The organism is Methylomicrobium lacus, assembly GCF_041897535.1.
Taxonomy (GTDB): domain Bacteria; phylum Pseudomonadota; class Gammaproteobacteria; order Methylococcales; family Methylomonadaceae; genus Methylomicrobium; species Methylomicrobium lacus_A.
Genome location: NZ_CP169217.1, coordinates 98629 through 121179 on the forward strand (window position 1 = coordinate 98629; position 22551 = coordinate 121179).

The window sequence follows — 22551 nt, forward strand, 5'->3', positions numbered from 1 at the left end:
AGCAGCAAATCAAGCAAAACCATATCGGGTGTATGTGTGCTACCGCACCCAGGTTCCCTGCGACGGAAGAGGCTGGATACGGCAGATAGCACTTTTCTCCTGTCAAACTTACAAGACGAAATTCGAAGCCTGTAAGTCGGTGATGCCCACGAGCTCGATCTGGAAGTCCGCGCTACCATCACCATTGACATCGCCTTCAACAATGGCGTTGCCATTATCGAGAACATAATGGAGTTGTCCCGCTACGTGGGTAAATGCGGAGGAGCCAATCCAACTAAACGCATTATTGGTCGTTGTCGATGCTTTGGCGTCAATGGCGGCGAGGTCGATCTTGTCGCTTTGGCTGCTACGGAAATCCAATACGGTATCGCGGCTGCCTGCACCGATACCGCTTTCCGTGATGCTTTCGAATCTGAATTTATCGGCGCCTGCACCACCATTGAGTTGATCTACGCCTCGGCCGCCAATGAGTGTATCATTGCCGCCATTACCGAACAGCAAGTCAATCCCATCGAGCCCTTTAAGGGTATTGCTAGCACTATTACCCGTCAAGGCATTATCCTGAGCATTACCCGTACCGGAGATCGACTGAGTACCTGTCAGCACCAAGTTTTCCAGGTTAGCACCCAAAGGCTGAGTGAGGGCGATACTAGACTGAACGGTATCATTGCCCTCATCGGTGTTTTCGGTCGTTTTATCATTGACATTATCGACAACATAGGTGTCATCGCCGGCACCACCGGACATGTTATCGGCACCCGCTTTGCCATCGAGGATATTATTCCCGCTGTTACCGATCAAGTTGTTGGCCAGGGTATTGCCGTTGACGTTTAAATTCTCCGCGCCCAAGAGTTCGATATTTTCCACGTAGTTAAACAATGGATTTGTCAAAGTCACCCAGCTGTATACGGTATCGGCACTTCCTCCTGAGCTGGTTTCCGTGACCACGTCGCCGCTGTTATCGATCACATAAGTGTCGTCAGCGTTACCCCCCTGGAGTCGATCGGCGCCGCTGCCGCCATCCAGCGTGTTGCTGCCGCTGTTGCCGATGAGCACATTAGCCAGTTCATTGCCGGTCGCGTCGATATTTAAAGTACCGGTCAGTGTCAGGTTTTCCAACTCGGCAGCCAACGCCCACGATAGACTGGCGTTGACCAGGTCTGTGCCTTCGCCGGCATTTTCTACGACCTGGTCGCCCAGGCTGTCGACCCAGTAAGTATCATTACCCGCCTTGCCGGCCATGATGTCATCGCCTTGCAGGCCATTCAGCACGTTGGCGGCAGTATTGCCGGTGAGCTCGTTATTCAGGCTATTACCTGTCGCGTTGATGGCTCGGGTACCGGTGAGGATCAGATTTTCCAGGTTTTCACCCAAAGTCCGGGTGAAACTCGACTGCACGGTATCATTGCCCGCATCGGCGGTTTCGATGGTGACATCGCTGGCATTGTCGACAATGTAGACGTCGTCGCCGGCGTCACCGGATAGGGTATCGGCGCCTGCCTTGCCATCGAGAGTATTATTCCCGCTGTTACCGATTAATACATTGCTTTGACTGTTGCCGGTGCCGTTGATATCGGCTGTACCCAACGCAGTAAGATTTTCCACATTGGCCGCGAGTACGTAATCGACCAAAACCAGCGCGGTATCCGTGCCGGCCGAGGTGTTTTCGGTGATGGCATCACCGGCATTGTCGATAACGTATGTATCGTTGCCGGCGCCCCCTCGCAAGCTATCGCTACCCAAGCCGCCGTCCAGAACATTGGCGCCGCTGTTACCCGTCAAGCTATCGTTGTAATTGCCACCGATCAGATTGTCGATAGCGCTTAACGTATCACTTCCGGCGCCTCCGGTATTTTGCTGAGCGGTGGTGGCTAAGGAGACGGTTACCGCTCCGGCGGCATACGCGTAGGTTACGCTATCGTTATCGGCACTGCCGACCAAAACATCATTGCCAGAGGTGCTAACCAGCAACCGACCGGCGTCGAATAGCGTGACGGCAACGGTCAGCGGTAAGCTAATGCTCGCTCCCCATGTATCGGTGGCCGTTACGGTCAGTGCGTAGGTTCCACGGTCATCCAGTCCCGGTATGCCGCTGATGAGGCCCGTCGCGGCGTCGATCTGCATCCAGGACGGCAGAGGATCACCATTGGCAAGTACTGCGCTAAAGCTGAGACTATCGAACAAATCGGCGTCACTGAATGAGGCTGCCGCGTCATAACTCCAATCTGGGGTGTCAAATTGTACCGCCTGATCCACTGGGGGGACTGCCACGATGGGGGTTTCGTTGCTGCCGGTAATCGTTAGCGTCACTTGGTGTTCGTCGATCTCTCCTTGGAGATCGCGCACTTGCACGGTATAGGTCAGCGCCAGCGTTTCACCTTCGGCTAAGCCATTGAACGCTTCCAGGCCCGAATTGAAGGTCCAAGTTAATGCCACCGAGGTCGACGCCTGGCTGCCATCGAGTACCGGATCGGGGCTCAGGGTGAACATCGAGCGCAATGCTGCCTCGTCCAGTGCCAGCGTTTCGCCGCCGACCGCCGAGACGGCGGTGACGGTTGCCGAGACGACATCGGCGGGGTCTAAGTCCTCAACCGTTAAGGAGCCGTTAGCCAGGAGCGCACTGTCTCCTTCATCGAGATCGGCACTGTCGCTATCAGCGGCTTCGACACGGATGACGGGCGCACTATTAGTGCCGGTAAGTGTGATGGTGAGCGTTTGCTCGGCGCTGGCGCTTTGCACGTCGGTTGCCCGCAGCGTATAGACCAGTTCCAGCACTTCGCCTTCGGCGAGGGTGCTGAAAGTTTCCACACCGCTGTCGAAGTGCCATGCCAAGGTTGCCGCAGTTTGGGTGCCGTCCAATATCGGGTTAGGGGATATAGACAGCATGGCGAGCAGCTCGGCAGCGTCAAGGCCATGGGTGTCACCGATCACGTTCACGGAGTCAACGTTGATGGTGACGATATCGCTGTTATCGATGTCTTCGACGGTGATCGTGCCCGACGTCGTGAGCGGGGTGTTGCTTTCGGCCAATGCGGCAAAGTCAGTATCGCCCGCCTGCACTGTGATGAGCGGAGCATCATTGCTGCCGGTAATCGTGATCGTCACCGGGTGTTTGGCCGTCGCCCCTTGGCCATCGCGCACTTGTACTATATAGGCCAACTCCAGCGTTTCACCTTCGGCTAAGCCATTGAACGCTTCTAAGCCTGAATTGAAGGTCCAAGTTAATGCCGCCGCGGTCGATATTTGGCTGCCATCGAATATCGGATCGGGGTTCAGAGTGAACATATCGAGCAACACCGCGTTGTCCAGACCCAGCGCTTCTCCGCCGACAGTCGAGACGGCGGTGACTACGGCTGAGACGACATCGCCTGCGTCTAAGTCCTCAACCGTTAAGGAGCCGTTAGCCAAGAGCGCACTGTTCCCTTCATCGAGATTGGCACTGTCGCTATCTGCGGCTTCGACACGGATGACGGGCGCACTGTTAGTGCCGGTCAGTGTGATGGTGAGCGTTTGCTCGGTGCTGGCGTTTTGCGCATCCGTTGCCCGCAGCGTGTAGGCCAGCTCCAGCACTTCACCTTCGGCAAGGGCGCCGAAAGTTTCCAGGCCGCTGTCGAAACGCCATGCCAAGGCCGCTACGGTCTGGGTTTGCGTGCCGTCCAGTACCGGGTTAGGGGAGACGGACAGCATGGCGAGTAGTGTGGCAGTATCAAAGCCATGGGCGTCACCGATCACGTTCACGGCGTCAACGCTGATAGTGACGACATCGTTGTTATCGATGTCTTCGACGGTGAGCGTGCCGGACGCCGTGAGCGGAGCGTTGCTTTCGGTCAAGGCGGCGAAGTCTGTATCGGTCGCCTGCACGCTGATGATCGGAGCATCATTGACACCGGTCACGGTGATAGCAACCTGTTGTTCAACGACGCCGCCTTGGCCATCATCCAGCAGTACCCTGAAAGTTTCGACCGTATCGCCCGATAAGCCAGGTATGATGGACGGATCGAGATCATACTTCCACTGTATCTGGCCAGCACCCGTCCCCGTGCTGTCGCTAATCAGTTCAACGCTAAACAAACCGCCTAGCGCATTGGCAGGATCGGCCTCGAAAGAGACGCCGTGGGCATCGTTGATGTCTACGTCAGCAAAATCAAGGGTCCCGGTCGCGCCCAGCAGTTGGTTTTCTTCCTGAACAGGGTCGTCATGCAACACATGACCGCTATCGACCGCGCTGACAATAATAGGATTGTCGTTGCTACCGAGCAGGCTGATGGTGACCGGGGCTTCGGTGATCCCGCCCTGGCCATCGTCGAGTTGTACGGTATAGACCAATTCGAGCAGTTCGTCTGCGCTCAGTGCGTCGAAGTTCGCAGGATCGGTGTCGAAATGCCAGGTCAACTTACCGCTGGCGACGCCATCGAGTGCCGGCTCTGGCGCCAAGCTGAACATCGACAGCAGCGTAGTTTCATCCAGACCATAGCTTTCACCGTTCACGCTCAAGGCGATCACCGATGCGGTGACAATATCGCTGCCGTCGGTATCGCTAATGGTCAACGTGCCGCTCGCGGAGAGGAGCGCATCGACTTCCGTCAACGTCGCGGTGTCGCTGTCGTCGCCGGTCAACTCTACAGAAGGCGCCGCGTTCAAGTTGCTGATTTGGCCGGTCGGAAGGCTGGACACTTGTTCAGGCGTGCCTTGGTCATCGGTGTAACCTAGAATAACCGAGAGGCTGGCGCCGACATCGGCTTGAGTTAAGGTATAACTGTCTTCAACCGCGCCGTCGATATCCACGCCATCGCGCTGCCATTGATAGGCGATGACCGCAGTTTCCATGCCGTCGGGGTCTTCCAGCGTGTGTCCTGCCTGTAAGGTATCGCCCTCTTGCGGCGCGTCAGCGCCGCGATCGGCGTCGGTCAGGTTGTAGACAGTGACTTCTCCCGTCGGCAAGTCATTGACCGGAACAAGCGTCAGACTGGCGCTGCTGCTGGCGGATGATTCGCCGTCACTGACCGTATAACTGAACTCGACAGTGCCGTTAAAATCCGCAGCGGGAACGAAGGTCCAGCTGCCGTTCCCGTTGTCGAAGAGTTCGCCTTGCGTGGTATCGGTCAGGCTCAGTTCGGTGACGTTCAGCGGATCGTTATCGGCATCGCTGGCGCCGGCAAGCAATTGCGCTGCCGTAATCGTGATGCCCGTGCTGTCTTCATCGGCAGGATCCAAAGTCACTGGATTGGCCTGCGGCGCCGTATTATTGACTGCAGTGATGCTCACCGGAGTGCTGCCATTGACGGTTTGCGGTTGCTCTGCATCGCCATCTGAGAATAGCCAATCGATCTGTACCGAGGCGGGAGGGTTATCGGACGTGTTGCCATAGCTGATATGCTGCAGGACGTCGTTGACTAGTGCTTGCGTAGCGGGAGTGTCGCTACTGGTAAAGTTGATGAGCAGTGTGCCGCCGGTGTTGCTGAAGGTAGCAAAGGTTTGGCTGCCGGCTTGCAGTTCGTTGCCATTGATGGTGAACTGGTCCGAACTGCTGAAACCAAAGCTGTCTTCGGTACTGGCGCCACCATTGCGCGCCAGTGTCAGGTTGGCGCCGGCATAGTCGTCGGCGGCGGCCAGTTCGGCGTCAAAAATGCGCACATCGCCGTCCAGTACGACTGGGAGTTCGTTTTCGATAAAGTTGGGGGTTCCGTTTAGGGCATGGGGCTCACCGAAAGTGCTATCCAGCGAGCCGTCCGGATTGTAGCGCAGCAGGGCAAAGTCGGTGTTGCTGCCGTCGATATAGCTCGTGCCTGCCAGCAGAATCTTGCCGTCGGCCTGCACGGTGACACTGTAACCCTGGTCATATTTTGCACTGATGTCCGTGGTCAGCTTGCCGTCGCCGTCGAAGCTGGTGTCGAGGCTGCCGTCCGCGTTGTAGCGCACCAAGGCAAAGTCGCTGTCGTTATTGGCGATATTGTAGTTTATGCCGCTAAAGCCAGCCACCAGAATCTTGCCGTCCGCCTGCACGGTGACACTTTCCCCCCCGTCAGCCGGTCCACCGAAGTCCGTGGTCAGCTTGCCGTCGCCGTCGAAGCTGGTATCGAGACTGCCGTCCGCGTTGTAGCGCACCAGGGCAAAGTCATTGCCGCTATGGCCCGCCACCAGGATCTTGCCTTCCGCCTGCACGGTGACGCTGTTGCCCGCGTCACTTCCTCCATCGAAGTCAGTGGTCAGCTTGCCGTCGCCGTCGAAGCTGGCATCGAGACTGCCATCCGCGTTGTAGCGCACCAGGGCAAAGTCGAAGTTACCGGAGAGATTGCTAGTGCCCGCCAGCAGAATCTTGCCGTCGGCCTGCACGGTGACACTGTAACCCCAGTCATACTGGCCGCCGAGGTCTGTAATCAGCTTGCCGTCGCCGGAGAAGCTGGTGTCGAGACTGCCGTTCGGATTGTAGCGCGCCAGGGAAAATGCATAGTTGTCGGTGCTGAGAAGGCTCTGGCCCGCCGCAAGAATCTTGCCGTCAGCCTGCACGATGACACTCTTAGCAAATTCATGCCCGCCGCTGATTGCCGTGGTCAGCGTGCCGTCGCGGTCGAAGCTGGCATCGAGGCTGCCGTCCTGATTGTAGCGCGCCAGGGTATAGCCACGGTCGCTATGGCCCGCCAGCAGAATCTTGCCGTCGGTCTGCACGGCAACACTATAAGCCTCGGAACCCTGATCACCGAAGTACGTTGTCAGCTTCCCGTCGCCGGAAAAGCCGGCATCGAGGCTGCCGTCCGGATTATAGCGCACCAGGGCAAAGCTGCTGATGTGGTCTGTGCTATAGCCAACGCCCGCCAGCAAAATTTTGCCGTCGGCCTGCACGGCAACACTGTAACCGAAGTCCCTCGAACCTTCGATGTCCGTTGTCAGCTTGCCGGATCCGCTAACGAAGGTCGGCGCCGTGTTCTCTGCTACCAGGTTGAGGCTCAGGGCTGTTTGCGTCACACCCCCCTGTCCGTCTCTGACGTTGTAGCTCAGTATCACTGGGCCGCTGTAGTCGGGCTCAGGCGTTACCGTCCAGGTGCCGTCACCGTTGTCAGTGATCGTGCCATGGTCGGCCAAAATATCCGACACGGCCAGTGCATCGCCATCCACGTCGCTCCAGCCTGCCAGGAGGTCGCCGGCGCTGATGCTGTAGGCCACATTCTTTGTGCCATCTGCCAGTGTCGCCGGCGTACCGGTCAATTCAGGGGCGTCGTTAACGGCTGCCAAATCGAAATTTAATGCGGCATTTTGGATATTGACGCCATCGCTGACGCCATAACTGAGCGTGACGGAGCCGTTGTAATTTGCCACCGGCGTAAAGGCCCAGGTGCCGTCGTTATTGTTGACGACGGTGCCATGGTCTGCCGATAGATTCACTATAGACAAAGAGGCGCCTTCCGGATCTGTCCAGCCTTGCAATAGTTCAGCATCGGTCACGGTATAGGCGATATCCTCGGTTCCCGCCAGTAGTGTTGCGGCTATGCCGGTTAGTGAAGGCGCTAAATCGGTCGGTGGTTCGCTCTGGTTCAGAGCGAAGTTCTCGGCGGTCAGCGGTGTAACAAAATTGTCAATGTTTTGCAGGGTCAGTACGGTCTGCCAGACGGCCCCGACCTGGCCCAAATAGGAGCCGTCCTGGCTCCATTCCAGCCATGTGGATGCGCCATCACTTGAGAGACGCAAAAACTGATGGGTTTCATCGAAAGGATCATCACCTGCGGTATAACCGTTGCTGTTGTTCAGCAAGTTGCTAACGTCGATTACATCGCCCCCAGCGCCGACGGTGAAGTCGGTGACGGAGAGGGAGGCGAGATTGAAAGTGGCAAGGACGTAACGGTCGCTACCCGCGCCGCCGGTCAGCGTACTGCTGTCGGCCGCGTCATAGTAAGAGTAGACCTCGAAGGTATCGTTGCCGTCGCCGCCATCGAGTGCGTTGACGCCGGCATAGTCGGCCAGATAATCGTCGCCGGCGCCGCCTTCGAGCGTGTCGTTGCCGAATTCACCATAAAGGAAATCGTTGCCCGCAAGGCCGCTCAGGTGGTCGTTGCCGTCGCCACCGTAAAGATAATCCCATCCGTCAACGGATGCGCCCCCTATCAGCGTGTCGTTGCCTTGCTCACCGGAAAGAGTGTTGCCTGCAGTATCGGCGTTCGTGCCGACGGTGCCGCCGATCAGAACGTCATCGCCCGAACCCCCTAGCAGATAATCGGCATCATCTCCTCCTTCCAAGGCATCGTTCCCTGCGTACCCATAAAGGTTATCATTACCGCCCAGACCGGCAAGCTGATCGTTCCAAATCGATCCTTCCAGCACATCAGCATCGGGGGTGCCTGTTAAGTTCAAACCGTCTGAGCCATTGACGCTGGATACTTCCGAGGTATAGCCGCCTAAGCCGTCAGGCGTATAAGTGATCGTCAGACCCGCTTCAACCAATGCTTCGCTGTAAGAGTATTGAAGAGCCGCGGTACCATCGGCGTTTTCAATGCCAACGGTGGCGGAACTTCCCATCGGGGTGCCGCCCATATCCAAGTAGTTGAATTGAATCTGATTGGTGTCTTCCGTCAGGATGGCCTGGAAGGTCATTGGCTCAGAACCGCCAATTAACTGGACCGCGTTCCATTGCACCACCAAGAGGCCATGTCCCGTCGTGTTGTTGGGATCCCCTGGGGGAATATAGGTATAAGCAACGTTGCCTGACCCTGTAACCAAATCATCCCAAAAAACAAAGAGGGCATTGTTGGGCGTGTTTGCATTGGGTAAATCGGTATTGCTGTAATCGCCATTCGGATCGCCAAAGCCGATTACGCCGTTAGAGTTGACCCAAAATGAAGTGATGGCAGAACCGAAGTAATCAAATGCAAAATCCATTGCGACAGGTTGTGACACGACGTCATCGATATTGCTGGCTATCAAAACCGTTCCGGCATAATTCACGCCACCGTAAGAAATGACATCCGGTGGCACAATTTGACTACCATCTGGATTAACGACTGGATTAAAGTTGTCAGCTGTTATCGAATCGGTGGTTGTGTTCTGCAGGGTCAGCACGGTCTGCCAGCTTTGGCTGTCGGAGGCCGCTCCGTCTCGATCCCATTGCAGCTCGACATCGGCGCCGTTTTGCACCAGGCGCAAATAGCCCTGGACGGGGTCGAAAGGATTGCTCGAGTCGTAGCCGTTGCTGTTGTAAAGCAAGCTTTGGATTTCGATCACGTCGCCGCCGGCGCCGACGCTGAAGTCGGTGACGGTGAGGACGCTGAAATTGTCAGGGTTAAGGATATAACGGTCGCTACCCGCGCCGCCGGTCAGCGTGTTGCTATCAGCCGCGTCGAAGGAGTAAACCTCGAAGGTATCGTTGCCGTCGCCGCCATCGAGCGCATTGACGCCTGCATAATCGGACAAGTAATCGTCACCAGCGCCGCCTTCCAGCGTGTCGTTGCCAGCGTCACCGTTGAGGCCATCATTGCCAGCTAGGCCGCTCAGGTGGTCGTCGCCGTCGCCGCCGGAAAGAGAATCCCATCCGTCTGCGTAGTCGCTCCCGACCAGCGTGTCGTTGCCGGCTTCACCGTATAGACCGTTACCTGCGGTATCGACATTGGTGCCCGCGGTGCCGCCGATCAGCAAATCATCGCCCGAGCCGCCATAGAGAGAATCGTCATCATCCCCTCCTTCCAAGGTATCGTTGCCTGCGTGCCCATAAAGGTGATCATTACCGCCCAGACCGTAGATGGTATCGTCCAGTATGCTGCCGTTGAGGATATTATCGTTGTCGTCGCCGAAGGCGAGCCCTTCGGAACTGCCGTCCGGTGGAACCCGCGGCTCGAAGTTCTCGAAAGTCAACGGCGTGGCGGCGAGGTCGATGTTCTGCAGGGTCAGCACGGTTTGCCAGGACTGGCTGCCGGAGGTTGCCCCGTCTTGACCCCATTGCAACTCGACATCGGCGCCGTTTTGCACCAGGCGCAAATAGCCTTGCGCCGGATCGAACGGATTGCCCGAGGCGTAGCCGGCGCTGGCATTCAGAAGGCTGTAAATATTAATCACGTCGCCGCCGGCGCCGACGGTGAAGTCGGTGACGGTGAGGGCGCTGAGATTGGTAGACTCCAGTGCATAATGGTCCGTACCTGCGCCACCAGTCAGCGTGCTGCTGTCGGCAGCATTTTGAGAGTAAATGTTGAATGTATCGTCGCCGTCGCCGCCGTTTACGATGTTGCTACCATTGTAATCATGGAGCCAATCGTTCCCCGAGCCACCATCGAGCGTGTCGTTACCTTCATTCCCGTTCAGAAAGTCTCTCCCGCCTGAGCCACTAAGGCTATCATCACCATAGCCACCGGAAAGATCATCTATCCCGTCGCCACCGATCAGCGTGTCGTTACCGTCCCCACCGCTAAGCATATCGTGACCGTCTCCACCTTCCAAAGTGTCGTTACCTCCGTAGCCGCTCAGTTGGTCGTTGCCACCTAAGCCATAGAGGGTATCGTCAGCTTCGCTGCCTTCCAGCATGTCGTCATTGGGTGTGCCGGTTACCTCCAGCAAAATTCCGTTGTAATCGGGTTGCATACTCTCCGCTTCAATCGTGCCGGTTTGCGCTTCCAACTGCCAATCCCCGCCCAAAGCCGCCGCGCCGGTCGAATCGGTCGACCCCGCGACATCCGCCCCCGTCAGTTGCGCGAGTTGTTCGATAAACGCTTGCCCCACATCGCCCTGAGCCACATCGCAGCCGTACAACAGAATATCGCCATTGTCCGTTAAATGGCTGCCGATCTCAGCCAACAGCGCGGCTTGGTCTGCCACGTTGTCACCGTTCAGCACGCTCGAACCCAGTGTCAGAGATCCCGGCGATCCGTGCGAAAAGATATCGATCGCGTCGAACTGTGGCTGGTTTTTCAAGGCTTGTGCGATCTGCTCCAAACCATTGTGTTCAGGATCAAGCACGACATAGGCCGTTCCGGCCGGCAAATCCGCAATCAAGGTTTGATAATCGTTGATGCGGGAGTCGATAAATACGATGCGGGCGCTCATGGGATTTTTCCTCAACGAAAGAATGGGACAATACAATGGGGTATTACGTCAGTTATCAGTTGACAGTAATGCAGCGCCATTATGATTTGATCCTTTTAGGGAAGATAGAGAGGGTTGTCCCGAAATAAACGAGAAAATTGTCTGGCAAGTAGGACATTTGTCCCGATCCGGTCTCGCGCACTGACAATCAATTGTCAAAAACCCAGCGTTTTCGCTTTTAAGCAGAGATCGAGCCGCCCTTCGACACCGAGTTTTTCGTAAACGAGAGTCAGATGATTGCGCACCGTTTTTTCACTGATCCCCAGTTTTTCGCCAATATTTTTAGCCGAAATGCCTTTTGCAGCCAAATAAGCAACATCGCTCTCGCGATGGCTTAGGCTCGCGTGCTGAGATGCAGGCGAGGGGCTTGCGCTAGGGGGAAGGTCAGGTTGGGGGTTGCCCTGTGTTTGCCAAAGCAGCGTGGTTAAATTACGATCTATCCACACCTGACCGGCATAAACGGTATGGATGGCTTTTATCAGCAATTCGGTACTCTGGTCTTTAGCAATCACTCCGGCGGCACCGGCACGTAACGCATCTAGATGGGTTTGTTCATCAGCGATAGATGAAAAAGCCAATATTTTGCTTTTGGGTGATACGTGTAAGAGCAAAGGAATGTGTTGGAGATTTTTTTCCTCATCTAGCAGCAAATCAAGCAAAATCAAGTCGGGTGTATGTGTGTTGGTAAGCCGGTAAATATCATCACAGCCATTTGATTCGGCAACGACTTGAAATTCTGGCTGGCTTTCAAACAGTGTGCGCAACCCGATTCGCACGATCTTATGGCGCTCTAAAACGAGTATGCGTATTTTTTCCCTTGATACGTCTTCCATGCGCGATTTTTCTTATGGTTGAGGATATCAAAGCGAGGGGCAACTTCTCCAACCCGCGCCTAACGTCTAATCAGATTATTCTAACAAGGTGATTTTTCAAAAACATTAAGATTAGCTGACGCCGCTAAGGTAATGTGTTATGTCTTTTTTTTGAAGATCGATCTATATGCCGTTGGCTTTGGCTCCGCTCAGCCAACGTTATATTGGCAATCGATTGTCGATGCGTACTTGCTGAAGACCAGTCATGTTTTTAAAACAGGCTGGTCTTTGGGAAGGAAGTTATTTTTTGACCCAATTCATAGGCGAAAAAGTGCCGGAGGGAGGACTTCAGTAATTCGGCAGGGATTGGACGATCAGCCATTCTTCACGGTAAGGCTGGACATAGTCGGCCTGCAATTTAAATCGCTTGTTGACGGGATTTTGCGACGGGCCGATTGAAATCACATGCCCATGCGGATGCTCGTCCAGCCACTGCGGCATATCCTGAGGTTGGATCACCGTCATCGGCTCCTTCAGGCGCAGCAGGAACAAAAACTGGCCGTCATATTTGCCGGCCCAGGCGATCGGTTCGCCGGCCTTCAGGTATTTTTCGAGCTGCGCTGCCGCATCGTTCAAATGGAAGGCATTGCCGGTCGAGCTGAAAAAACCGGCCAGGCTGGTCATCAACAGAACGATCACGGAGGCCGACAGGGAATACGGCGTCAGCCGGCGGCTTCGGGTTTTCAGCACGATGCCAGCGATGCCGGTCGCGATGATCGCGAGCGGCCACCAGAGTTGCCGGTTTTGCAGCCAATGATAGGTTTTGACGTTCGGCAGCATCGGCAACAGCAAAAGGCCGAGGCCGAACAGGCAAATTACTGCGAACGGCAGAAAATCGCCGATGCGGAGGTCTGAAGGCGCCCTTGACGTCAGCGCCCGGCTCGTCAACAACGCCAGGGCCGGCATCAGCGGCAGCAAATAATGCACCTGCTTGCCGCTGATCGCGGAAAAACCGAGGATTCCCGCAAAAAACCAAATGGCGCAGAAGCGCACGGCCGGATCGGCGAACAGTTCCTTGCGGCAGACGGCCTGCCAGAACCGCGGCCAAAAAAACCACGGAAACAAGATCACCGGCGATAGTTCGAGATACCACCATAACGGCCGGCGGTGCGCAAAGCTGTTGACGACACGGTCGGCGGTCTGATGCCAGAGCAGGGTGCCGCCGAAGGCATCGCCCGCATTCAACACCGCGGGCACGGCCCAGGCCAGGCTGATCGCGATGCCGATGACCAGCGCGATGCCGCCTTGCAGATACCAAAGCGCGGGATCGCGCTTGGCCGTCTCGCTCCAGAAGCGGCCTAACAAAAAAGGTGCGAGGATATGCATGAAGACGACAGGGCCTTTCGCCAACAAGCCGAAGCCGCAGCCTAACGCATACCATGCCCAGTGCCGCCAATCCAAACGCTTGGAGGCTTTGGCCAGACCGGTCATCGAGGCCAGCACGCACAACCCGAGCAACATGTCGAACATCGAACCGTTCAGATAAGCGCCCCAGATCAGGCTGCCGAACAACAACCAGGGCGCCATGCGCATCGCTTGATGATTGCCCGGCCACAACTGGCCTGCCAAATAGCTGAGCATATACAGACTGGCCAGCGCGCACAGCGGCGATACCAGCAGCAGCCAGAGCTCATTCACGCCGAACAAGGCCCAGCCCAAATTGTCGATCCAGAACAACAGCGGCGGTTTGTGATGATAGGGAATACCGTTCAAATGCGGCACGAGCCAGTCGTGCCGAACCCACATGTCCCAGGCGACCGAAGCATAACGGGTTTCATCGAGGGGAATCAGGCGGTGAAAACAAAGATTGGCCACGGTCAGCAGCAGCCAGGCCGTAAAGATGCCGGCATGGCTCCGCATGATGGCTGTTGGCATCTTCAGGTGATCGGAAGAATCGAATTGAGGGTTTTCCATTGCAAGTGAGCTCAGCAAATTAGACGGTAGTTAGTTAACTCAAGAGTCGTGCCAAGTTTGTTTTGACAATCAATGTTTTTTCATCTGATTGATTAAGAAATAGTTTGTCCGGCATGGCTGAGAGGGTCAGTGTAGGGGCGGGTGGGTAAAACCACCGTGTGCGGGTGAAATCCACCGATTCGAGCCGATTATTTTAGGTTAAATAATAAGGGAATTGACATCGGATGATGCTTGAACGCCTCTGATCACCGGCAAACCGTGTGGGGGAGGAGGTCAGATCGTCAGCGTCTTGGCGTAAACCGCAGAGGCCACGAACAAAGCCGTCAGCCAGAGCGCCCCGAAGCGCACCGAAACATTGCGCGCGAAGAACAAGCTGTAGGCGGCTTTCAACAGATTATTGCTGCCGCTGGCCATCACGACGGCCGCGACGATGGCCGCTTCGGATGCCGGGAATTGTCCGCTCAGCAATGCCAGAATGAACGGGTCGATATCGGTCAGGCCGACCGCGATGGCCAGGATATTCAGGCCGTTGCTGCCGAAGTGGCTGGTCACGTAATGCGTGACGAAGGTAAACACCACGAACAGGACCGCGAACAGGGCCGCAGTCGATAATTCGAGCGGATGCTGAACGTCTACCGCATTCGCAAAAGGCAGTGACGGCTTCTGGTAACGGCACAAAACGGCGGCCGCGATCAGCGATAGCGCAATGATCAGCGCGAACGGCGGCAATAAGCGTACGGCGACATGCGGATTGAACAGAAAGATCAGCGCCAGCAAGCGCAGGTACATCATCGTGGTCGCGATAATCAGGGCGGCCGAAACGTGGCTTTCCGCGGCGGCCAGATTGCGGGCGCGCCGCCCGATCACCACGGTCGCCACCGTGCTCGAATAAAGTCCCGCCAATACCGCGGTCACCATCAGACCGCGGCTCTTAAAGAGATAGCTATGCAGCAGATAACTCAGATAGGAAAAACCGGAGACGATGATCACCGCCAGCCAGACTTTATCGTAAGTGACGGGCAGGGACGGGGCGATCGGCCGATCCGGCAATAAGGGCAGAATCACGCCGGAAATGATCAAAAACTTGGCCAAGGTGACGACTTCGTCATTCGCGAGCTGGTCCGAAAAACGATGAATCACCGGTTTCTCGCCGAGTATCAGGATCAGCACCACGACAAAAAGGATCAGGAACCAGTTCGGAAACGCAATCGCGGCCGGGCCGATCAGATAAATCAGTAAGGCCAGCAAAGGGCTAAAAATCGAAAAGATGCCTTTCGATGCCAGGTGCCAGTAATAAACCAGCAGCGCCGCGCCCAGCAACAAAAATCCCACCGCGAACAGGAGCTTGGCGGGATCGAGCGAATACAGTATGAAGCCCTGGATGGCGATCAATACAAACGTGCGGGTGCTGCCGAAATGCAGCTGGTATTGATTGATTTGATGGTAGCGCCGGAATTCCAGGCCGACCACGAACGCAAAGGCGACCGTCATCGCGAACTGGATCAGCAATGGGGGGATGGTGTCGGTGAATTCCATGCGGCTATCCTTTAAATTAGCGGCGCCCCGCTGGCGTTATGCCCGTTTCAAATATTCGCTTTCGGAAAAGATGTCCCGGTTGCTTTCGACCCGGTCCAGAAACACCAGACCGTCCAGGTGATCGACCTCGTGCTGAAAGACGCGGGCGATGAAATCGTGCAGGACCCTTTCGACCCAGGCGCCCTGTTCGTCGGTGTAATCGATACGGATGTCTGTGTATCGAGGCACTAGGGCGCGAATGCCCGGAATGCTCAGGCAGCCTTCCCAGCCCTTTTCCTTCGCATCCGACAGCGGCTGGAAGGAAGGGTTGATCATTACGGTGGGTTGCATCAGCGGCGCGTTTGGATAACGCGGGGTAGGGCGCGAGGCGACGATCACGAGGCGCCGGGACACGCCGATTTGCGGCGCGGCGAGTCCTACGCCCTGGGTGCCGGCCAGCGTGGTTTTCATCGCCGCGATCAGGGCGCGCGTATCGGCGCCGTTCACGTCGCCGACCGGTTCGGCGTTCTGCCGCAGCACGGCGGCGCCCAATTGGGCGATTTCCACAATTTCGTTCATTGCATGGTTCCGGAAAATTCAAAATAGGTCAGATTATCAGCCCTGCAACTCCAGCAACAACTGGGTCTGCGCCTGCACCGGGTCCTGGTCTTCGGTGCGTTTGATACGCTGATAATGACCGTCCGGCTGCAAGAGCCAGGCTTGCGTATTGTCATGCAGGTACAAATCCATCTCGCGCAGGATGCGGTTTTGCAGTTTCTTATTGCCGATCGGGAAAAACACTTCCACGCGGCGGAACATGTTCCGGTTCATCAAATCGGCGCTCGATGCATAAATTTCCTGATTGCCGTCATTATAAAAGATATAGAGGCGTTCATGTTCGAGGAAGCGGCCGATGATCGAACGCACTTCGATGTTTTCCGAGGCGCCGGGCACGCCGGGACGCAGGCAGCAAATGCCGCGCACGATCAGTTTGACCTCGACGCCGGCCTGGGAGGCGCGGTACAGGGCCTGAATCGCTTGCTCCTCGACCACGGCATTGACCTTGAACACGATTTTCGCCGGCTTGCCGCTTTTGGCATGGTTGATCTCGCGCTCGATTTTTTCCATCAGGCCGCTATGCAGCGTAAACGGCGATTGCAGCAGTTTGTTCAGCTTGGTCACCTTGCCGAGGCTGGTCAACTGGGCAAAGACGCGGCGGACATCCTCGCCCAGTTCCTTGTCGCAGGTAAACAGGCCGTAATCGGTGTAAAGCTGGCTCGTCTTCGGGTGATAGTTGCCGGTGCCGAGATGCACATAATTGATCAGTTCCTTGCCTTCGCGGCGCAGCACCAGGCACATCTTCGCATGCGTCTTGTAACCGACGACGCCGTAAACCACATGCACTGCGGCCTCCTGCAGCTTCGCGGCCAGGTCGATGTTGGCCTTCTCGTCGAAGCGGGCGCGCAGCTCGATCACGACGGTAACTTCCTTGCCGGCCCTGGCCGCCTTGATCAACGCATTCACGATCGGCGAATCGGCGCCGGTGCGGTACAGGGTCTGCTTGATCGCCAATACCTCCGGCGATGCCGCGGCCTGGCGCAGAAATTCGACGACCGGCGCAAACGATTCGAACGGATGGTGCAGCAAAACATCCTGGCGGCGGATCGCCGCGAACATGTCCTTGTTGCGCGCGAATTGCGCCGGCGTACTGGGCTTGAACGGCACAAACTTCAAATCGGGGCGATCGACCAGCCGGATGATCTCTTGCATCCGGTTCAGGTTGACCGGGCCGTCGACCAGAAACAGGTGTTGCCGGGTCATGTCGAAGCGGGCGAGCAGAAAGGCGACCGTTTCGTCCGGGCAGTTCGCGTCGATTTCGAGACGGACTTCGTCGCCGTAGTTGCGCATCGCCAGCTCGCCTTCGACCGCGAGCAGCAAGTCGTCGATCGCGTCGTCATCGACGAAAAAGTCGCTGTTGCGGGTGACCCGGAATTGATAACAGCCCTTGATGTTCATGCCGTTGAACAATTGATCGGCGAAGGCGTGGATGATCGAGGACAGGAACACGAAATCGTGCGGACCGCTTTGCGTTTCCTCCGCCGGCAACTGCACGATGCGCGGCAGTGCGCGCGGCGCCTGCAGGATCGCGCGGCCGCTGTTGCGTCCGAAGGCGTCCTTGCCGGCCAGCGAGATGATGAAGTTCAAGCTCTTGTTCAGGATGCGCGGAAAAGGGTGTGCGGAATCCAGTCCGACCGGCGTCAGGATCGGCAGCACTTCCTCGTTGAAATAAGTTTGCAGCCATTTGATCTGCGCCTCGCTCCAGTCCTTGCGGCGGATGAAATTGATGTTTTGCTCCCTGAGCTTCGGGATCAGGATCTCATTCAGCACCTGGTATTGTTCGGCAACCAGTTCATGCGCCTTGACCGAGATCAGTTCGAGCTGATCGGTTGGCGTCAGGCCGTCGGAGCCCGTCACCTTCGGGTCGATCGCGGCCATCTGAATCACCGAGGCGACCCGGACTTCGTAGAATTCGTCCAGGTTAGAACAGGAAATGCACAGATAGTTGAGCCGCTCGAGCAGCGGCATGTGCTCGTTGCGGGCCTGCGCGAGCACCCGTTTATTGAATTCCAGCAGGCTCGCGTCGCGGTTGATATAAAATTCGGGTTTTTGTAAGTCGATGGCGGGAATAGGGGCGGTGGGGTCCATGAATGTCCTTGCTGGGCTAACGCTTTAGGGAATAATGCCTTTGATAAACACGTGACGGTCGCTGATTTGCTCGATGTGTAACGGTAGTTCAGACTTTTTGAGTTGCTCTTCGATTTCTTCGAGCGTGAAGGCGGCCAGCAGCGAATGGTAAAAATCGCGCCGTAAAAGCTCCGCCTCTTGGCTGGCATAAGTCTCGACCAAGGCTTCTGCAGTCTTGCGGGAAGCGGGGCGCAGCAAATCCATCACCGCGACGCGGGCGCCCGGCCGGGCAGTCTTCTTGATCGTCCGCCACAGTACCTGCGGGTCGGGTAGATGATGCAATAAGCTGTTGCTTAATATTATTGCATAAGATTGTTGCGGCAATATGACAAAGGGCAGGCGGCCATGGATCAGGCGGATTCGGTCTTTGATCGGAGCGGTGAAGGTCTCAGCATATTCGATCATCGCCTCGGAGCCGTCGACCGCGTCGATCGTGCTGAAAGGAAAGGCTTTGGCGAAACGCACGCAGATGTCGCCCGGCCCGCAGCCCAAATCGAGCGCGGCACCGGCAAAGCCCGGCTCGGCGACGAACTCGCGCAGGCGGTCGATGAATTGCTGATGCGGAATCTCGAAATCGGCTTCGGCGTAGGCTTTCACCTGCGCCGGGTCGTCCATCAATTCGGGCTCCATTTGTCTATCCATCATTTCTTCTCATTTACTGATCTTACGCATTGTCCACGAAAAGCACGAAAGGCACGAAAAATTTCATCATGGAGTTTTAGATGGCGTTGAATCCGCGCCTGCCCTGCAAGCCGCCGGTATGCACCGCGATGATGCGCTGGCCCGGCGCAAACTCGCCCTTGGCGATCATGTCGAACAAGCCGTAGAGCATTTTTCCCGTGTAAACCGGTTCGAGCGGGATTTGCTGAGTTAATTCAAAAATGCGGATGAATTCGAGCAATTCGGGCGTCGTTTTCGCGAAGCCGCCGCAATGATAATTCTGATTGATCTGCCATTGACAGCGAAATTTCCCCCTCTCCCTCCGGGAGAGGGCCGGGGTGAGGGAGGATTTAGTCAACAGTCTTTCCACATCGCTCGCCAAAAAATCCGCATTTTTGAGCGCCGCAAAACCGATCGCCGTTTTCGCGCCGTCCAGCGCGGCGATGCAGCCTGCCAGCGTCGTCCCGGTGCCGCAGGGCAGGCACAGCACATCGAAAGGGATGCCGATTTCTTCGACCAGTTCGGCGACGCCTTGCAGGGCCAACGCCTGCGCGCCGCCTTCCGGCAGCCAGTATTGCCCTGGGCTGATGCCGGGCAGGTCGAAAGATTCACGGTATTGCCGAAGCCGCCGGTAATCGCTGCGCGAGACGAAACGCAGTTCCATGCCCCAGTTCCGGCAGTCCTCTAAGGTAGGGCTTAAGACCTGCGGCGGTTCGCCGCGCACAAGTCCGATCGTTTTAAGCCCCAGTTCTTTTCCCGCGTATGCTAAGGCATGCAAATGATTCGAATAGAAGCCGCCCATGCTGATCAGCGTATCCGAGCCCAGTTCAAGCGCGTGATTCAGGATGAATTTGAGCTTCCGCCATTTGTTGCCGGAAATGACCGGATGCAGCAAATCGTCCCGTTTCAGCCATAGATCGATTTGTCGTTTTTGCAGGAGCGGATCGGCGATCTTTTCGAGCGCGGAAGTCTTGAAGCCGCGTTCAAGGGCCGAAAGTTTTGCATGTAGGGTGCTTGGCATCGCAGGCGGATTTTTGTTTGATCGACGATCAAATTGGGTCGGGAGCGGAAGAGTCTGGCAACGATGCCGTCGTTGCCAGACCTGAGCGGTTTATCTGATCAAGCCAAACTCTTCACCGCCACCTCGTACACATCCTTCGAAATCGCCGGGGTCGAGATGATCCGCTCCAGCTGCGCCTTCATCAAGCCCTGCCGCTTCTCGTCATAACGCCGCCAGGAGGTTAAGGCGCCGACCATGCGCGAGGCGACCTGCGGGTTCAGGCTGTTCAGTTCCAGAATCCGGTCGGCGAGGAATTGATAGCCCTGGCCGCTGGCGGCATGGAAATGCAGCGGATTCGATTGCGAGAAGGCGCCGATCAGGGATCTGACCCGGTTCGGATTCTTGATGTCGAAGGCCGGATGGTCGAGCAGGTCGAGCACCTTCTCGAAAGTGCCCGGCAGCGGGCTGCTCGCCTGGGTCGTGAACCATTTGTCGATGACCAGCGCCTCGTGCCGCCATTGCTCGTAAAAGCTGTCCAGGCATTGCTGGCTGGCCGGATGCGGATGGTTCACGATCACGGTCAGCGCGGCGAGCTGGTCGGTCATGTTCTTCGCGCTGTTGAATTGTTGCAAGGCCCAATGCTGAACCCAGTCCGCATCGAGCCGGGCGAGGTAAGCCAGGCAGGTGTTTTTGATGCGGCGGCGGCCGATCGCGCCGGCATCGAATTGGCCGGATTCGTCGCGGTGATGTTTAAGATAAAGCGCTTCGAGCGGTTCGCGCAGCTGTTCCGCGAGCGCTTTGGCGACCGCTTCGCGCGCGTAATGAATCGCCTCGACATCGACCACGCGCATTTGTTCGGTCAGATAGAGTTCCGACGGCAGCGTCATCAACAATGAAAAATAGGACAAGTCCTCCCACGGGTGCGCCAGCACCTTTTTATAGGCGTCGATCAGCAGCGGATTGACGGCCAGTTCCGAACCGTCCTGATAGTCGACGATCAGTCCCGAGATCACCTGCACCGCCAGCTGCTGGCCGGCATCCCAGCGGTTGAAGGTGTCGGGGTCATGGCTCAGCAGAAACGCCAGTTCATCGAGCGGGCGATTCATCGCCAGTTTGACCGGCGCGGAAAAGCCGCGGAGTACCGAGACGATAGGTTCTTCGTTGAGGTCCGCCAGGACGAAGGTCTGTTCCGGTTGCGTCAATTGCAGAACGACCTGTTCGGCCGCTTCGCCGTCTTGCAAACGGCAAAGAGCCGGCGAGCCGTCCTTGTTGATCAGGCCGGTCGTGATCGGAATCAAGAGAGGCTCCTTGGCCGGTTGCCCCGGCGTCGGCGGACAGTATTGCGATAAGGTCAGCGACAGCGTTTTTTGCGCGGCATCGTAATGCTGCGCCACGTTGATAACCGGCGTGCCGGCCTGCGCATACCAGCGGCGGAACTGGCTCAAATCGGCGCCGTTCGCGGCTTCCATCGCGCTGACGAAATCGTCGCAGGTGACCGCCTGGCCGTCATGGCGTTCGAAATACAGATCGCTGCCTTTCCGGAAGCCGTCCGCGCCGAGCAAGGTATGTAGCATGCGCACGATTTCGGCGCCTTTTTCATAGACGGTCAGCGTGTAAAAATTGTTGATCTCGATATAGGCGTCCGGCCGGATAGGATGCGCCAGGGGGCCCGCGTCCTCGGCGAACTGGCGCGTGCGCAGCATGTTCACATCCTCTATCCGTTTGACTGCTTTCGATGTGCGGTCGCCGGTGAATTCCTGGTCGCGGAACACCGTGAAACCTTCCTTCAGGCTGAGCTGGAACCAGTCGCGGCAGGTGATCCTATTGCCGGTCCAGTTGTGGAAGTATTCATGGCCGATCACGCCTTCGATGTGCTCGTAGTCGGCATCGGTCGCGGTATCGGGACGCGCCAGCACGAACTTGGTGTTGAACACGTTCAGGCCCTTGTTTTCCATCGCGCCCATATTGAAATGGCTGACCGCGACGATCATGTACAAGTCCAGATCGTATTCGCGGCCGTAAACCTGTTCGTCCCAGGCCATCGCGTTCTTGAGCGACTGCATCGCATGGCCGCATTTGTCCAGGTCGTGTTTCTCGACGAAGATTTGCAGCGTGATGTCGCGGCCCGAAACGGTCGTGAAATAATCCTCGACGCATTCGAGTTGGCCCGCGACCAGCGCGAACAAATAGCAGGGTTTCTTGAACGGGTCTTTCCAGGTCACCCAATGCCGATTGTCCGGCAAGTTGCCGTGGCCGACCTTGTTGCCGTTGGACAGTAATACCGGAAAGCGGTCCCTGTCGGCGGTGATCGTGGTCGTGAAGTCGGCCATCACATCGGGGCGGTCAAGGAAATAAGTGATCTTTCTAAAACCTTCGGCCTCGCACTGCGTGCACAGCATGCCGTTCGACAGATACAGGCCTTCGAGCGCGGTATTGGCCTTCGGATCGATCCCGTTTTCGATCGTCAGCACGAAACTGCGCTGCTGCGGTACGTCATGAATGATCAACGAATCCGGGGTCTGCAGGTAATCCTTGTCTCCCAGCTCGTTGTCTTCGTTCAACACGACCCGGATCAGTTGCAGGTTTTCGCCGGCCAGGGTCAGGGACGTATCGCTCGAACGGCTGGCCGGATTCCGGCACATAGTCAGCCGGGAAACGACGCGCGTGTTTTCTTCGTCCAGCGTAAAGTTCAGATCGACGTGTTGAATCAGATAGTCCGGTACGGTGTAGTCTTTCAGGTAAACGGTTCTGGGATTGGCGTCACGCATGCTTTTACGGTCATTTTGG

General features: G+C 56.7%; 9 protein-coding genes. All 9 read right to left on the reverse strand.

Annotation, left to right across the window (positions count from 1 at the left end):
• Nucleotides 1-108: 108 nt before the first annotated feature.
• The 9 genes from ACEPPP_RS00400 to pepN all read right to left on the reverse strand — a co-directional run bounded on the left by ACEPPP_RS00400 (nucleotide 109) and on the right by pepN (nucleotide 22532).
• The gene (locus tag ACEPPP_RS00400; RefSeq protein ID WP_374089091.1) at nucleotides 109-11019 is read right to left on the reverse strand and encodes a cadherin-like domain-containing protein; all 10911 of its coding nucleotides are present in this window, start codon (nucleotides 11017-11019) and stop codon (nucleotides 109-111) included.
• Between the two features lie 194 nt (nucleotides 11020-11213).
• The gene (locus ACEPPP_RS00405; protein WP_374089092.1) at nucleotides 11214-11891 is read right to left on the reverse strand and encodes a LuxR C-terminal-related transcriptional regulator; all 678 of its coding nucleotides are present in this window, start codon (nucleotides 11889-11891) and stop codon (nucleotides 11214-11216) included.
• A 327-nt stretch (nucleotides 11892-12218) separates the two neighbouring features.
• Nucleotides 12219-13805, reverse strand: a complete 1587-nt coding sequence (locus ACEPPP_RS00410; RefSeq protein WP_374089093.1) for an ArnT family glycosyltransferase — start codon at nucleotides 13803-13805, stop codon at nucleotides 12219-12221.
• A 312-nt stretch (nucleotides 13806-14117) separates the two neighbouring features.
• Entirely contained in the window at nucleotides 14118-15380 is a 1263-nt protein-coding gene (locus ACEPPP_RS00415; protein ID WP_374089094.1) for an MgtC/SapB family protein, read from the reverse strand.
• Between the two features lie 36 nt (nucleotides 15381-15416).
• Nucleotides 15417-15938, reverse strand: a complete 522-nt coding sequence (gene def, locus ACEPPP_RS00420) for a peptide deformylase (protein ID WP_374089095.1) — start codon at nucleotides 15936-15938, stop codon at nucleotides 15417-15419.
• A 36-nt stretch (nucleotides 15939-15974) separates the two neighbouring features.
• Complete coding sequence (ppk1, locus tag ACEPPP_RS00425) at nucleotides 15975-18065, reverse strand: polyphosphate kinase 1 (RefSeq protein ID WP_374089096.1); 2091 nt, start codon at nucleotides 18063-18065, stop codon at nucleotides 15975-15977.
• Nucleotides 18066-18089: 24 nt separating this feature from the next.
• Nucleotides 18090-18749, reverse strand: a complete 660-nt coding sequence (locus tag ACEPPP_RS00430; RefSeq protein ID WP_374089097.1) for a trans-aconitate 2-methyltransferase — start codon at nucleotides 18747-18749, stop codon at nucleotides 18090-18092.
• A 73-nt stretch (nucleotides 18750-18822) separates the two neighbouring features.
• Nucleotides 18823-19785: a 1-aminocyclopropane-1-carboxylate deaminase/D-cysteine desulfhydrase gene (locus tag ACEPPP_RS00435; RefSeq protein ID WP_374089098.1), complete on the reverse strand. Its 963-nt coding sequence runs from the start codon at nucleotides 19783-19785 to the stop codon at nucleotides 18823-18825.
• Between the two features lie 98 nt (nucleotides 19786-19883).
• On the reverse strand, nucleotides 19884-22532 hold the full coding sequence (gene pepN, locus ACEPPP_RS00440) for an aminopeptidase N (RefSeq protein WP_374089099.1): 2649 nt from the start codon (nucleotides 22530-22532) through the stop codon (nucleotides 19884-19886).
• Nucleotides 22533-22551 lie beyond the last annotated feature (19 nt).